This is a genomic window from Thermomicrobium sp. CFH 73360 (assembly GCF_023806465.1).
Classification (GTDB): domain Bacteria; phylum Chloroflexota; class Chloroflexia; order Thermomicrobiales; family Thermomicrobiaceae; genus Thermomicrobium.
In genome coordinates this window covers 719,934-734,391 of the sequence record NZ_JAMSLS010000002.1, presented here as the reverse complement: position 1 = coordinate 734,391, position 14,458 = coordinate 719,934, and the positions used below count along the sequence as shown (strand labels likewise).

13 protein-coding genes are annotated in these 14,458 nt (G+C 61.9%); 5 read left to right on the top strand and 8 right to left on the bottom strand.

Translation table 11 applies throughout. From position 1 onward, the window contains the following. Positions 1-6: 6 nt before the first annotated feature. Genes serS through NET03_RS06545 form a run of 4 tightly spaced genes read left to right on the top strand, consistent with a single transcriptional unit; the run spans position 7 to position 4,733 of the window. Positions 7-1,344, top strand: a complete 1,338-nt coding sequence (gene serS / locus NET03_RS06560) for a serine--tRNA ligase (protein ID WP_252128100.1) — start codon at positions 7-9, stop codon at positions 1,342-1,344. Between the two features lie 2 nt (positions 1,345-1,346). Then, on the top strand, positions 1,347-2,405 hold the full coding sequence (locus NET03_RS06555; protein WP_252128099.1) for a C45 family autoproteolytic acyltransferase/hydrolase: 1,059 nt from the start codon (positions 1,347-1,349) through the stop codon (positions 2,403-2,405). Positions 2,406-2,420: 15 nt separating this feature from the next. Then, positions 2,421-3,251 (top strand): beta-keto acid cleavage family enzyme, encoded by an 831-nt coding sequence (locus NET03_RS06550; RefSeq protein ID WP_252128098.1) that lies wholly within the window; start codon positions 2,421-2,423, stop codon positions 3,249-3,251. Between the two features lie 6 nt (positions 3,252-3,257). After that, entirely contained in the window at positions 3,258-4,733 is a 1,476-nt protein-coding gene (locus NET03_RS06545; RefSeq protein ID WP_252128097.1) for a M81 family metallopeptidase, read from the top strand. A 2-nt stretch (positions 4,734-4,735) separates the two neighbouring features. Here NET03_RS06545 and smc read toward each other — a convergent pair whose 3' ends face one another. The 7 genes from smc to NET03_RS06510 all read right to left on the bottom strand — a co-directional run bounded on the left by smc (position 4,736) and on the right by NET03_RS06510 (position 12,899). Beyond that, entirely contained in the window at positions 4,736-8,299 is a 3,564-nt protein-coding gene (gene smc / locus NET03_RS06540) for a chromosome segregation protein SMC (protein ID WP_252128096.1), read from the bottom strand. Positions 8,300-8,311: 12 nt separating this feature from the next. After that, on the bottom strand, positions 8,312-9,301 hold the full coding sequence (gene galE, locus NET03_RS06535; RefSeq protein WP_252128095.1) for a UDP-glucose 4-epimerase GalE: 990 nt from the start codon (positions 9,299-9,301) through the stop codon (positions 8,312-8,314). Next, the gene (locus NET03_RS06530) at positions 9,298-9,741 is read right to left on the bottom strand and encodes an inorganic diphosphatase (protein ID WP_252128094.1); all 444 of its coding nucleotides are present in this window, start codon (positions 9,739-9,741) and stop codon (positions 9,298-9,300) included. Before NET03_RS06530 ends, galE begins: the two co-directional genes overlap by 4 nt. Next, a complete protein-coding gene (locus NET03_RS06525; protein ID WP_252128093.1) occupies positions 9,738-10,628 on the bottom strand; it encodes a sulfurtransferase in 891 nt (296 codons plus the stop codon). Before NET03_RS06525 ends, NET03_RS06530 begins: the two co-directional genes overlap by 4 nt. A gap of 148 nt (positions 10,629-10,776) precedes the next feature. Next, positions 10,777-11,502 (bottom strand): SIMPL domain-containing protein, encoded by a 726-nt coding sequence (locus NET03_RS06520; RefSeq protein ID WP_252128092.1) that lies wholly within the window; start codon positions 11,500-11,502, stop codon positions 10,777-10,779. 73 nt (positions 11,503-11,575) lie between these two features. After that, positions 11,576-12,259: an anti-sigma factor family protein gene (locus NET03_RS06515; protein ID WP_252128091.1), complete on the bottom strand. Its 684-nt coding sequence runs from the start codon at positions 12,257-12,259 to the stop codon at positions 11,576-11,578. A gap of 13 nt (positions 12,260-12,272) precedes the next feature. Further along, entirely contained in the window at positions 12,273-12,899 is a 627-nt protein-coding gene (locus tag NET03_RS06510; protein ID WP_252128090.1) for an RNA polymerase sigma factor, read from the bottom strand. A 420-nt stretch (positions 12,900-13,319) separates the two neighbouring features. On the opposite strand from NET03_RS06510, the gene NET03_RS06505 reads away from it, so the two are divergent. Further along, positions 13,320-14,057: a response regulator transcription factor gene (locus tag NET03_RS06505; RefSeq protein ID WP_252128089.1), complete on the top strand. Its 738-nt coding sequence runs from the start codon at positions 13,320-13,322 to the stop codon at positions 14,055-14,057. Between the two features lie 4 nt (positions 14,058-14,061). Here the strand turns inward: NET03_RS06505 and NET03_RS06500 are convergent, their stop codons facing one another. Further along, entirely contained in the window at positions 14,062-14,457 is a 396-nt protein-coding gene (locus NET03_RS06500; protein WP_252128088.1) for an FtsB family cell division protein, read from the bottom strand. Position 14,458: the final 1 nt, after the last annotated feature.

The window sequence follows — 14,458 nt, the reverse complement described above, 5'->3', positions numbered from 1 at the left end:
GGGGACATGCTCGACCTCAGGCTTATTCGCGAGCATCCGGAGACGATCCGCGAGGCGCTGCGGAAGCTGAACACCGAGGCGCCAATTGACGAGATTCTCGAACTCGATGAACGACGCCGCAGGCTCGTTGCCGAGGTGGAGCAACTGAAAGCGCAACGGAACGCGGAGTCGCGGCGCATCGCTGGGCTCTCACCCGGCACAGAACGGGAGGCAGCGATTGCCGCAATGCGCGCGCTTGGTGACCGCATCGAGGAACTGGATCGTGAGCTCACAGCGGTCGAGGAGCGACTCCAAGCACTCTTGCTTGAGGTACCAAATTTACCTGACCCTGATGTCCCGGTCGGCCCGGATGAAAGCTTTAACGTGGTTGTTCGACATTGGGGCGAACCGCGCCAGTTCGACTTCCCGGTCAAGCCGCACTGGGAACTGGCCGAAGAACTTGGGTTGATCGACTTCGAACGAGGGGTCAAGATCGCTGGTAGCCGCTTCTACGTCCTACGGGGAGACTTGGCCCGGCTGCAGCGGGCACTTATCACGTGGATGATCGACTTGCATGTCACCAAGCACGGGTATCTTGAGGTCTACCCACCATTCCTCGTCCGGCGTGAGGCAATGGTCGGCACCGGAAACCTTCCGAAATTTGGCGATAACCTCTACCACGACGAAGAAACCGACCTCTGGCTGATCCCGACAGCAGAAGTCCCGGTCACGAACCTCTTCCGTGACGAGATCCTGCCACCTGGCTCATTGCCGATCTATCTTGTGGCCGCGACTCCATGCTTCCGCAAAGAAAAGGTCTCCGCTGGCCGTGATGTGCGCGGCATCAAGCGCGTGCACCAGTTCGAGAAAGTCGAAATGGTCAAGTTTGTTGAGCCAGAACGCTCGGACGAGGAGTTGCAGCGGCTCGTCGCAGATGCCGAGGACGTGCTGCGTCACCTCGAGTTACCCTATCGCGTTGTTCAGATGTGTACCGGCGACCTGTCATTCACTGCTGCCAAGAAGTTCGACCTGGAAGTCTGGGCACCCGGCTCCCAGGAGTGGCTTGAAGTGTCGTCCTGCTCGAACTTCCGCGACTTCCAGGCACGCCGCGCCAACATCCGCTTCCGCCCGAGCGAAGGTGCGCGGCCGCAGTTTGTCCATACCTTGAACGGTTCCGGGTTGGCACTGCCACGGACGCTCATCGCGATCATGGAGAACTATCAGCAGCCGGACGGATCAATCGAGATCCCTGCTGTGCTCCGACCATACATGGGTGGCCAAGAGCGGATTAGCCGACAACCAGCCTACTGGGATCCTGCTCAGGCCCGACGAGCACGTGAGCAGGCCCTGACAGGAGACGGGTGACGATGTCCTCGGTCCAGGTCATCGAGGCGAGCGGCTCACCGGCGGCGATTGGAGAGACAATCGGCCGCGCTCTTGAGGTGATACTGCCCGAGGCAATCACGCGGCATCGCCAGGAACTCGCAAGGCGCGGGATCTCCTGGGATCTGGCACTCGATCTGGCTCGACGTCTCCGTGACGACCTTGAGGGGAACCTTCCAAAGACTGCCGAGGAACTCGCTGCGCTTGCACGCGCTGCCGGTGTGGATGTCGATGCGCTCGTCAGCCTGAACGCGCTCCAGGAGACGCTGTTCCTGGCCCGCCGTATCCGCATGAAAGAGGGGTGCACCAGTCTTGCCGTCCCAGCAGAAGCGTCGAATGACGGCAGTGTGCTCCTCGCCCACAACGAGGACGCTCTTCCCTGCCGCCATGAGCGAGTCTCTGTGGTTCGCGTGCGACCAGCGGATGAGCCGGCCTTTGTTGCCTTTGCCTACGGCGGCCTTTTCCTCTATCAGGGTGTCAACGAGGTCGGGATCGGCTCGACGGGCAACGCGTTGCAGGTAACGGACCTCCGGATTGGTGTTCCAAAGTTGTTCCTCTACCGTGAGGTACTGCGCGCCTCGACACTGGCCAGAGCAATCCAGGCCGCGCTCCTACCAGAGCGTGCTAATGGGAACAACCACCTCATCGCAACCGCTGATGGAGAGATCTACGACATCGAGGTCACTGGACGACAGTACGCGCTTCACTATGTAGGGAACGAGCCGTTCTCGCACGCGAATCACGTCCTCGCCCCAGAACTACGCAGCCTGGAGGAGGGCGACACACTCGATTCCCAACTTCGACGCAATCGTGCGCAGCGCTTGCTGACACTGGCTGCAGGCCAACACACCGTTGAGACACTTCAAGCACTGCTCCGCGACCACGCCAATCAGCCGAACGCTCTCTGCAAGCACCTCGACCCAGCAGCGGATCATGCAAGCCGGACGATCGCCGGGCTCGTGATCGACGTGACAAGGCGAGAACTCTGGGTCGCCCCTGGTGCGCCTTGCCGTGTCGCCTTCGAGCGGATCCCGCTCGCGTGACCAAGGAGGCAGGCGATGGAGAAGGTGATCATCTCGGTCGCGACGACTGGCAGCTGGACGACACGAGAGCAAACCCCCTACGTCCCGATTACCGAAGAGGAGATCGCGGCCGAGGCAATCCGCTGCTGGCGTGAGGGTGCCGCGATCGTCCATATCCATGTCCGTGACGAACACGGCCGCGTGACGAGTGATCCCGCGCGCTACGCACGCGTGCGCGACCTCATTCGCGCGGAGGGCTGTGACATCGTGCTCAATTTCTCGACCGGCGGAGGTGCGGGTATCGTTCCGGACGAGGAACGGATCGCACCGGTGCGCTTGCGCCCGGACATCGCCTCGTTCGACGCCGGATCAGTCAACTTCGGTGACCGCGTCTTCGTCAACTCGCCACAGTTCCTCGAAGCACTTGCCCAGGAAATGCAGGCACACGGCGTCAAGCCGGAAATCGAATGCTTCGATAGCGGATTCATCGAAACGGCCAAACGTTTCATCGAGCGGAGACTAATCCAGCCTCCCTATTGGTTCCAGATGGTGCTTGGCGTTCGTGGTGGAGCACCAGCGACGGTCGAGCAACTTGCACATATGGTGCGACAACTCCCAGCAGGTTCGCTCTGGTCAGTCTGTGCAATTGGCCGACACCAGCTGCCAATGAACGTGGCGGCCTTGGTGATGGGCGGGCACGTGCGAACGGGACTTGAAGACAACATCTACTATTCCTACCGCGTCCTCGCCGAGGGAAACGCACCGCTTGTGGCCCGGATCGTTCGCATCGCCCGCGAACTCGGCCGCGAACCTGCGACGCCGAGCGAGGCACGGCAACTGCTGGGGCTCCCACCATTCGCCGGGTGAGGAAGTATGGCTCGCCTGCGCATTGCGATCGCTGAACTGTCTCACGAGACGAACTCCTTTTCCAGCGTGCCGGTCGACCTGGCCTTCATCGAGCGTTGCGGGATTGCCCGCGGAGCTGCTGTCCTTGAACAGGCACGCGACACCGCGACAGTGCTCGCCGGCTTCATCGACGCCGCCGCAGAACTGGGACTAGAGCTCCTGCCCCTGTTTTCCGTGTGGATCACGCCCGCGGGAAAAGTCACCCGTGAGGCATACGAGACACTGGTCGCAGAGCTTCTCGCGGGTATCGAGCACGCGCAGCCGCTCGACGGCATCCTGCTCTCACTGCACGGTGCGATGGTCGCCGAACACGTATCCGACGGTGATGGAGAACTTCTCCGTCGGCTGCGGGAGCTGGTTGGGCCACGTGTCCCGATCGTTGCCGTACTCGACCTACACGCCAATATCAGCTCTCTCATGGTCGAGCAGGCCAACATTCTCCTTGGTTACCATGCCTACCCGCATGTTGATCAGCGAGAGCGCGGACGGCAAGCTGGTCAGCTTCTCTTTCGCTTGCTACGTGGTAACGTTCGTCCGACTGCCGTGTTGGTCAAGCCGCCGATGCTGCCGACGTCCCAACGGATGACGACCGATCGCCCACCAATGCGCACGCTTCTCGACCGAGCTGAGGCGATGGAAGATGATCCGCGTGTGCTGGACGTGACGATCGCCGGCGGTTTCCCGCCCGCCGACGTTCCGGAAGCCGGGTTGAGTATCTTGGTTACAACCGATGGGGACCCAGCGCTCGCACGACAGCTCGCTGACGAGTTGGCCGCGCTCGCTTGGGAACTCCGCCATGGCTTTCTCGGGGGAGTAGCAACGTGGGACGAAGCAGCGGCAGCTATCCGTGCGATCGAACGTGGGCCACTCGTGCTGGTTGATATCGCCGACAACCCTTGGACTGGCGGTCCTGGCGACAGCGTAGAGCTCTTGCGCTTCTTGCTCCGGCAAGAGGCACGACCAGCTGCTCTCGCGCTGGTGCGAGACCCCGAGGTTGTAGCCTCCTGCTGTCAGGCGGGCGTGCGCGCGACGATGGACGTCTTGCTCGGTGGGAAGACCGACAACTTGCATGGTCCACCGCTGGCCGTCCGGGGAGTGGTCCGGCTGCTCTCGGACGGACGGTATGTGAATGCCGGCCCGATGCACGCTGGAGTGACGGTGGATCTGGGCCGAACAGTTGTGCTCGAGGTCGAGGGAATCGCCGTCATCGTGACAGAGCGTGCCGAGTCGCCGATTGACCTCAATGTCTTCCGATCGCACGGGATTGAGCCGACCGAGCAACGCATCCTCGCACTGAAGGGCAAGGGACACTTTCGCGCAGCCTTCGAGCCGATTGCCGAGCGGGTGGTGCTCGTGGAAGGCCCAGGGATCACAGGGAGCGACCTGACTCGCCTCCCCTTCCGCAACATCCGCCGGCCAATCTGGCCGCTCGACCTCGCTTGACCTCACTCCGACGCGTACTCGGCCAAACGGAGCGAGACCACCCGCGAGACGCCATCCTCTCCCATTGTGACACCATACAGGGTTCCTGCTGCTTCGATCGTTGCACGGTTGTGCGTGATGACAAGAAACTGCGTCCGTTCAGCAAGACGTTCGAGCACCGCTCGGAAGCGCAACACGTTCGCCTCATCAAGTGCAGCGTCGACCTCATCGAGGACACAGAACGGCAGCGGGCTCGACTCCAGCAGCGCAAAGCGAAGCGCCACCGCGGTGAGCGCACGCTCGCCACCACTCAGTTGCTGCACAGAACGAACGCGCTTCCCAGCCGGTTGGACAACGAGTTCCACCCCTTCGATAGAGCCAGTTCCGTCACGCGCGATCAGCCGTGCCCGGCCTCCACCGAAGAGCTCGCTAAACGTCGCCGCAAACGCACGGTCAAGCGTTCGGAGTGACCGTGCGAAGCGACGCTCGATCTGTCGGTCGAGTTCAGCAAGAAGTGTGCGCAGCGTTTGTACCGTCGCCCGCACGTCTTGGAGTTCGGACCGGAGCGACTCGTACCGCACCCGCTCGGCCTCGTACTGCGCGATCGCTGCCTCACCAAAGCGGCTCAGCTCCTGCCAGCGCCGCCGCAGGTCCACGATGCGACGCTCAAGTCGCTCCGGCGGCTCGCTGACCTGGTCGGCCAACTGAGCCAACGTCTCCGACACCCACTGGAACTCTTGGGCACCGCTGAGTTCCCAAGCCGCACTCTCCAGCACTGCCCGCTGGAGCTCTTCGGCACGTTCCAGCGCGGCCCGCACCGCAGCTCGCTCCCGTTCTGTCTGTCGCAGATGCTCCTCGGCCGTTGCCAGCGCGCTGCGAGCAGCGCTGAGACAACGCGCCCGTTCCTCGAGCGCCGTGGCGAGAGCCACTTCCTCTCGTTCGAGTTCCGAAACCGCTGCAGAAAGTGACGCGGCTTCAGACTCGGCTCCTTCAGCCTCTGCGAGTGCCCGCTCAGTGTCAGCAACCAGTTGCGCCCGGCGACTCGCCAACTCTGCGGCCCGCTGTTGAAGGAGTTCGAACTGACGTTCAAACTGAGCTCGTTCCCGTTCGAGGGCATGAGTACGCTCACGCAGGACGGCGACACGAGCAGCTAATCGTTCTCGCTCCGGATCAACTCGCTCGAGCGCAGCCAGTTCATCGACGAGTTGCGTCCGCTGCTCCTCGATCTTGTGCTGCGTTGACTCCCATTCTGCCTCTTGGGCAGCGAGCGCTCGTTCTTGCTCTTCTGCCTCGGTAAGAAGACGCTCGAGATGCGCGATGGCCTGTGTCTCACGGGCTTGCGTTTCGACGAGCATCGTCAACGCTCGTTCTGCCCGCTGCCGCTCTGCGAGGAGTTCGGCATGGGTTGTCTCGAGCGCACGCAGTTTGCGCTGCGCCTCGTCCGCCGTTATTCGCGCCTGCTCGTACTCGACGCGCGTGGACTCGAGCTCCTGTCGCCCTTGAGCCACCAGCTGCTCTAGACGCTCTGACCGAGCGGCGAGTTCGCGGCGTTCCCGAGCCAGAGACAGAACCCCTCGCTCTCGGGACTTTGCTGCTCCACCGGTGACGGAGCCGCTTGGACGAGCAAGTTCACCCTCCCGCGTCACGATCACCCAGCCAGGAGGAAGCTGCGGGAGCAAGCGCCGGGTTGTGGCGAGGTCAGTGACAACGAGGACCCGCCCAAGCAAGGACTGCACGACAGGGCGCAGTGCTGGAGAAGCGGACACGAGTTCCGCTGCCACCCCGATGACACCAGGTCCACCTATGGCGAGCGGCAGTCGGGTCGGCGGAAAAGTGCGGACACTGTCGAGGGGATGGAAAGTCACCCGGCCAGCACGGTGTTCTTTGAGAAAGGCAATGGCTGCCTCCGCATCGGTCCAGCGTTCTACCACGACATCATGGAGGTGCCCACCGAGCGCAGCCTCGACCGCAAGCTCGAGTTCCGGTGGAACATCGATGAGTGCACCAAGCGTCCCGAGGACACCACTCAGCTGGCCACGATGCGCTGCGGCGAGCACGGCTCGCGTCGCACCGGCTATAAGCTCGCCTTCGAGTGCTCGAGACAACGCGTCGAGACGTGCGCGCGCCAAGATCAGCTCACGCTCCAGTTCACGCACGACGTGCACTTGGCGCTCCAGCTTCGAGCCCGTTCGCCGCAGCAACGCGGAACAGTGCTCGGCCTCAAGCTTTGCCTCGGTGAGCTGTTCGGCCAGTTCAGCCTCGCGTGCCGTGAGCGTCACCAGCTCGCGTTCTGCAGCAGCACGCTCCCGAGCCCGCTCGACCGCAAGAGCATGCAGCTGCGCAAGTTCCTGACGTCGTGCCTCCGTCGTTGCAGCCAATGTCGCGCGCGCACGCGCGAGGCGCTGGCGTTCACGCTCGCACTGGGTGAGCTGACGCTCAAGCTCTTCGAGGTCACGGCGAAGCTGTGCAGCGCGGCTTGCGCGTTCGGCTGCAGCAGCTTCGGCTCGCTGAAGCGCCGACTCTACTGCAGCGAGTTGGTTCGTTGTCGTAGCGTGCAGGGTTGCGACGCGCTCGAGCTCCTGTTGCAGAGCAACAGCCTCATGGTGAGTGCTGGCCGCGTCACGGTCAAGTGAGTCGAGTTGTCGCATGAGCACTGCAGCACGTTCTCGTGCCACGTGAGCCCGGTGCGCCGCGAACTGAGCGTCACGCACCAGAACTCGTCGGCGCTCGACCAGCAGCTCACGCTGCGCGGCGAGGGCACGGTGTTCATTTTCTTCGCGCTCCAGTGATTCCCGCGCCTGTCGTACCGTTCCAACCGCATCTTCATAAGCACGCTCATACTCCGCAGCACGACAGCGTGCACGTTCGTTCTCGTCACGGGCGCGCCGCCAGCGTGCAGCAAAAAGATGCAGCGTCGTCTCTCGGAGCGCCTCGCGCACGGTCAGCGCTTCGCGTGCACGCTCAGCTGCCTCGGCGAGCGTCGCAATGTGCGGTTCGAGTTCCCGTAAAAGGTCTTCCAAGCGTTGCGCGTGCTGCTCGGCCTCAGCCAATCGTTGGCGTGCCTCGGTTTGACGCAGACGCAAAGTCGCCAGTCCAGCTGCATGCTCCAAGAAATCGCGACGTTCGCTGGGACGCTGGTCGAGCACGTGATCGACGGCACCCTGACGGACGATGACCCACTCGGCCCGAAGGGCAGCGGCGATCTGAGCCACATCGCGGAGACGCGCCCGAGCACCGTTGATCAGATACTGGTTCTCGCCATCGCGAAAGACACGCCGAGTCAGACTGACCTCGTGGAAAGGAAGTCCGAGCTCTTCCCCGTCCTGCTCAAGGACTAACGTTACTTCAGCCATACCGAGCGCCGCGCGTCCGGGGCCGCCGGCGAAGATGACGTCCTCGGCACGGCGACTCCGCATCGCTGCGCCGCTCTGCTCGCCGAGTACCCACGCGATGGCATCTGCCAGGTTCGACTTCCCCGAGCCATTGGGACCCACGATCGCGGTGATACCGTGGTCGAAGACGAGCTCAACAGGGTCAGCGAAGCTCTTAAAACCAAGGACGGTGAGACGTGTGAGACGGATACCCATCTGCGCACCCGGTCAGTCGGGATAACCGTGCGGAAAGCGGCTGTGCCAGGCGACAGCCGAAGCGATAATCTCTTCAATCCCGTAACGCGGACGCCAACCGAGGACACGTGCTGCCTTGGTATAGCTCGCGTACTTCACTGGTGGCTCACCAGGACGCGGCTCTCCTCGCTCGATCGGGAAGCGCACGCCAGTAATCTCCTGCACGAGCTCCACAATCTGGCGAGTCGAATAGCCAACGCCACTTCCGAGGTTGATGACATCAGTGGGGTGGCCACGCCGCAGCGCCTCCAGCGCCAACAGGTGTGCCTCCGCCAAGTCGAGAACGTGCACGTAGTCTCGGATCGTCGTCCCATCGGGCGTCTCCACCGGTGGCGAGGTCAGCCGGAAGGGTTGGAGACCGAGTGCACCGCGGATGGCATTCGGAATCAGGTGCTCTTCAGGACGGTGGTCTTCACCCATGGAACCATCCAGCGCCGCACCGGCAGCGTTGAAGTACCGGAGACTGATGGAGCGCAGTCCATAGGCAGTGTCATACCAACGCAAGTAGTGCTCGACCTGGAGCTTTGTTGCGCCATACGGGTTTGCCGGTTCGGTCGGATGTTCCTCATCAAGCGGAAGATAGCGCGCCTCGCCGTAGACTTCCGAAGTGGACGAGAAGACAACATGCGGGACACCATAGGTAAGGCAGGCCTCAAGGAGAACGATGGCACCACCAACGTTGTGAACGACATACTTGTTGGGATCGACGACAGACTCTCGCACTGAGGTATAGGCAGCGAGATGGAGGACAGCGTCAAATCGCCAGCGGCGAAAGCAGGCGAAAACCGCTTCGCGATCGACAAGTTCGCCAATCACAAGCGGTGCCTGAACGGCCGCGCGATGTCCCTGACGAAGATTGTCGAATACAACGACCTCATGACCAGCGTCCTGGAGCGCTCGGACGGTGAACGATCCGACATAGCCGGCTCCGCCGGTCACCAAGACCGTCAGCGGTCGGCTCATTGATCGTGCTCCTCCTCATTTCGCCGCGCCAGCGCGACCGCCTCCCATGCCGCGGTCTCGTCAGCAAGCTCCGGTACCGCTTCCCAATCGGCAAACCACGCCAAGATCCGCTCAATGTCCTCCCTCGGCACCTCGGCAAGCCGACAGATTGCTCCATACCGCTGATCTGCGCAAGCCACTGCGAGCACCTTGTCGTCTCCGTTCTGTCGTCGCACAAGCCCGACCGGGCGCACGAGCAGACGCGTCCCGGTCACGAATGGTCGACTCGCAAGGACGATGACATCGAGTGCGTCATCGTCAGACGGATTGTACGTGCCGACGAGAAATCCGTAGTTGGCAGACCAGGCGCGACGGGCGAAGGGGTGCGGAAAGGTGCGCCAGGTTCCCGTAGTGGGGTCGTAGACGTGCCGAACTGTCGAGCCAGCCGGATCCTCAATCACGGCCTCGATGCAGCCAATGTCTCGATTGGCAACTCGTCTGATGCGCCCCACTGTGCCCATGATCCGTCGTACACCCGAACATTCGGATAGCCAAGCAACCGTAGCGAGACATAACTAATGGCTGCACTCGGACTGTGCAAGCCGTAGACGAGGATTCGCAGCTCAGGGAGAATCCCTGCTGAGCGGTAGAGCATAGCAAGTTCTTCGGGCGGGCGAAAGGCGAGTGGTGGCTTGCCCATCAGGAGTGACGGCCAGGGGACCGAGACAGCACCAGGGATACGCCCGCGGCGCAAACGACCTTGCCACGTCTCGGCGAGTTCCTGTGTTGTACGGTTGTCGACGACACGTGCTGAAGGGTCACCGAGTGCAGCTAGCACGTCAGGGAGTTCCGCCAGTACCTCATAGCGGAGTGAAGGGCCAAACGTTCCTGGAGACGGTCTTGGAGGCAACGCACGGGTCGTCGGGTAGCCTGCGGCTTCCCACGCGGCGAGCCCTCCGTGGAGCAGGCGCACCTGTTCAAACCCAACAGCGTGCAGAAACCAGAGCCAGCGGCAAGCTCCACGACCATCCCCTCGCTCATAGACAACGACCTCGTCTTCTGGATGGAGGCCAATGTCACGGAGAAGTGTGGTCCGACGCGGCTCACCCACCAGCATGCCGTAGACGTCGTTGTGCAGTTCGATCGTGTCCTGCCACCAGACATGGAGCGCTCCCGGAATGTGTCCGGTGTTGTAGTCGCGGAGCGAGCTCGCATCGAGCACGAGAAGGTGCGGGTCGCCCAGCCGCTCGGCGAGCTCGCGGGGCTCGATCAAAAGCTGACCGCCCGGATAGCTCGTCGCAGAAGCGAGCGGCAACGGACGGCTGCGATCCTGCTGGCAGCCTCCCATGAAGGCCACAACAGCGCCTGCAAGAAATCTTCGCCGAGTCAACATCCCAAACGTTTCAAGGACCATGAGAGATTGTTCGCACGAGGCGCAAGACACACGTGCGAGCGTGGGACTCCCACGCTCGCTCCCGCAAGGCTACTGTACAACATTACTGCATTGCATAGTCGATCGAGACCGACACGGTGACGGTCGTTTCACCGACCGGTACAGCCCTCGCCTCTGCTCCCTGCCCGACAGAAACAGGAATTGGCGGGCTGCTCAAGGATTCCGAAATCCGAAGGGGACTACCAAGACGAACGCCAGTCAACTGAGCGAGCTCTTCGGCCTTCTGCCGTGCATCACGAACTGCAAGCTCGCGCGCCTGTCGCAACGCGGTAGCGGGGTTAGACAATGTGAATGAGATTCCTTGGATCGTGTTCGCTCCCGCTTGGACCGATCGACTAAGCACTTCTCCCACGCGCTCGACCGGCTGGAACCGAACTTCCACAAGATGTGTCACTCGATAACCGACCACCGGACCGCCCGGTTGGTTCCAATCGCGTTCGACCCAAATGGTATAGGTGACGGTGGTGATGTTCTGGTCTGGAACCCCAGCCTGGCGAAAGACCGCTAGGATTGCATCCATTCGCCGCTCAACTTCACGCTGTGCAGTGGAAGGGTCAGGATCAAAAAGTTCCGCACCAAGCGTAATGACTGCCGTGTCAGGTGGGAGAGACACACGCCCCTCACCATTCACACTAATGACACGCTGCGTCGCTGGCTCCTGTGCTGCGGCAGGACCAGGATTCCGCATGGAGGCAAAAGCGACGAGCAGTGATCCCAGAAGTGCAATCATCCCGAGTGCAATACCGCCGGCAAGCCAGCTCTGTCGCATCGATGAACCCTCCTCCAAGAAGGCCGACCCTCTCATATGGTGGACGAGTGAGAGAGCTCTTTGGTTCCCACGTTTACTGCAGAACGTTCTTGCTGCGGATGCGATGGATCATGGGGAGCGCAAAACCGAAAATCAGACCGAAAAGCGTGATGATGCCCAGGAGGACTGTAAAGCTAAGGAGACCAAGGCGCGAAAAGCCACCAGTTGGCTGGATCACTTCCTGCTCATGCTCAGGGGTAACGCGGGAAGGCGTTTCAGCTGGGGCAGCGAAAGCCGACACCGAAGTCGCGGTATCCTCGCCCATCGGTGTTCCTTCGAGTGCTGCCGACGGAGGCAAGACTTCACCGCCCGCACCAGGTCCGGTGGGCGTTTCCTGAGACGAGAGCACAGCGATGGCGGTTGGCGCAGGCTGCTCCAGCGCGCGCTTCTCCGAAGGACCTGGAAGTACGAGAGCGGTGGACAAGAGCATCACCAGCAGCGTTGCTGCCAAAAGCGTTCCAACACGGATTGAGAAGCGATGTCTCCACCACCATGGTATCGATGGCGGGGTAACACCTCGCTCCAGCACGAAGGTGAAATCCCTCGGCAGAGCCGGAGATGGCAGCGCACGCATCGCCTCGCGAATCGCCACATACTGTTGCCAGCGGCGTCGGCACCGCTCGCAGGATACGAGGTGCTCCTCAGCCAGCGGGTTCGGCACCTCGCTCGCCAAGAGCGCTAGTTGCTCCTCATTGAGATGTGGCGCCTCGCGCGTCATCAAGAGCCCGTCCTCACTCCTGTGTCCAGGTCGCGAGGTCGCGCGGGTCAGACTCTCCACTAGCCAGACGTCCGCTCAACTCTAAAAGTTCCCGCGCACGGGGATCAGCTTCCAAGAGCGCACGGAGCCGCATACGCGCCCTGGCAAGCCGCGATTTAACGGTGCCGAGCGGGATGGCAAGAGCCTCGGCCACCTCTTCGTAGGGAAGCCCTTCGACATCAGCGAGCAACACGACCGCACGCTGGTCAGGTGGCAATACGGCGATCGCCGCTTCCAGAGCAGCAACAAGCCCCTGGTGCTCGACCGACGCTGGCGGGTTGAACGGCTCTGGTCGCTCTGGCACAGCCTCCAACGGCACGTGACGGTGTCGAGCCAGGGATCGTAGCTGATCGAGTGCTGCATTGTGGGCGATACGCAGCACCCAGGCACGGAAGCTCGTGCCACGAAATCGATCGAGCGATAAATACGCTCGCAGAAACGCATCCTGGGTGACATCTTCCGCTAAGGACTGGTCACGGAGGAGACGATAACTCACAGCATAAACCAGCCGCTGATACCGCCGCACCAACTCGGCAAAGGCGTCGTGATCACCGGCTCGTGCTGCAGCAACCAGTGTGGAGTCAGGGTCACCAGTGCCCATCGCCAGCTGCTGCTCCTCTCCTGCCGGAACGGTACCGAACATCGCTGCCTGTGTCGAGCACCAAAAAGTCAGGGCACCATGTGCTCCGTTGGTTCTGTCAAGTTGGGTAGTAACCCTGCCAGTGACGACCAAGCGAAGTCCTCGCAGAGGGACAGCCGGGCAGTCCCGCCTGACGGCCGACTTTGGGGTCATCGTGGTTGTATGCTCCCGGAAGGGGCCGAGCTCTGCCACTCCGTCGGCACAGACCGGTTCACCTCAATACAGGCACTTACCTGGCAGGGAGAGAATCGAGTAGGCCAGGAAGCCGGCTACTGCTGGAGCCTCGGCCATACATAGCCCCAATTTCCTATGCCGGATAGTCGAGTAACGCCCGAGTGTCTCCGAAGAGAACATTGCAGCTGTTACGTGAGGCGGGAAACAATGGCATTCCAAACGAGTGTGCAGCGTCGGGCCGATCTTCCGACTGCGAGTATTGCCGATCCGCAGGCAGCGGTCCGGCAGAGCCTGCGCCTCTATTTAGAATCGACTGGTGCTGTCCGCGTTCTCGCCGAGACCGGAGACCTAGCGCAGCTGGCAAGCCTGCTTGAATGGCAGCCACCGCAGATCCTGCTGCTTTCCGGCCACTTCGGGATGAGTCTGCCGCGGTTCATTCGAATTGTCCGCCGCGGGCCTGTGACATTGGCGCTCGATAGAAGTCGAGCACTTCGCGTGGTGGTCTATGGGCTCGGTGGTGATCGGGAACTCGTCCTCGCACTCGCCCGAGCGGGGGTAGATGGATTAGTGGCAGATGACGCGAGCCTCGAGGAACTCCTTGAGGCAATTCGGCTGGTATTGAGCGGCAAGAGCTATGTGAGCGCACGGTATGGTGGTCTTCTGCTCCGCGAGCTCCAACGATGGAGTGTCTTGCAAGAGGGTCAGCCTGGCGTTCGCTTGACCCGCCGCGAGACGCAGCTCCTGCAGCTGGTTGCCTCTGGCCTCTCCAACAAGGAAATTGCGGAGGTACTTTGCCTGGCCGAGAGCACGGTCAAGAATCGTCTCTCACTGCTATTCGACAAGTTAGGGGTCAAGGATCGCACGCAGGCCGCGATTTTCGCGCTCGCCAATGGCGTTCTGCAGCAGCCGTTTGCCTTTGAGCAAGAGACACTCGCCGAGGCCTAACGTCTCACGGCTGCGGAAGACGAAGGACCTCCAACCAACGCACCCAGTTCGGTTCGGTAGTTAGGAGTGGAGTTGGGGTGGGCACGAGCGCTGCTGGTGTTGCTTCCCGCCATTGCACAAGGAGAACAGTTTCCCCTGGATACGTGAGGTTGAGTTCTCGTCGTGCCGTTCGCTCGACGTAGGCCCGGTAGGCATCACCTTCAAGCTGGCTCAATTGACGAGCCAGGGCATCGCGTTCAGCCACCAACTCCGCAAGTGCCGCTCGCCGTTCGGCCACCTGTGCTTCCAGCTGACGGGCACGCCAGGCCTGTTGTCCGAACGCGACAACGAAGTAGAGCGCGAGAGCAAAGCTCAGAGCCACAACGACCACATTGCGGAGCCAGGCAAGTGTCAGTCGCATT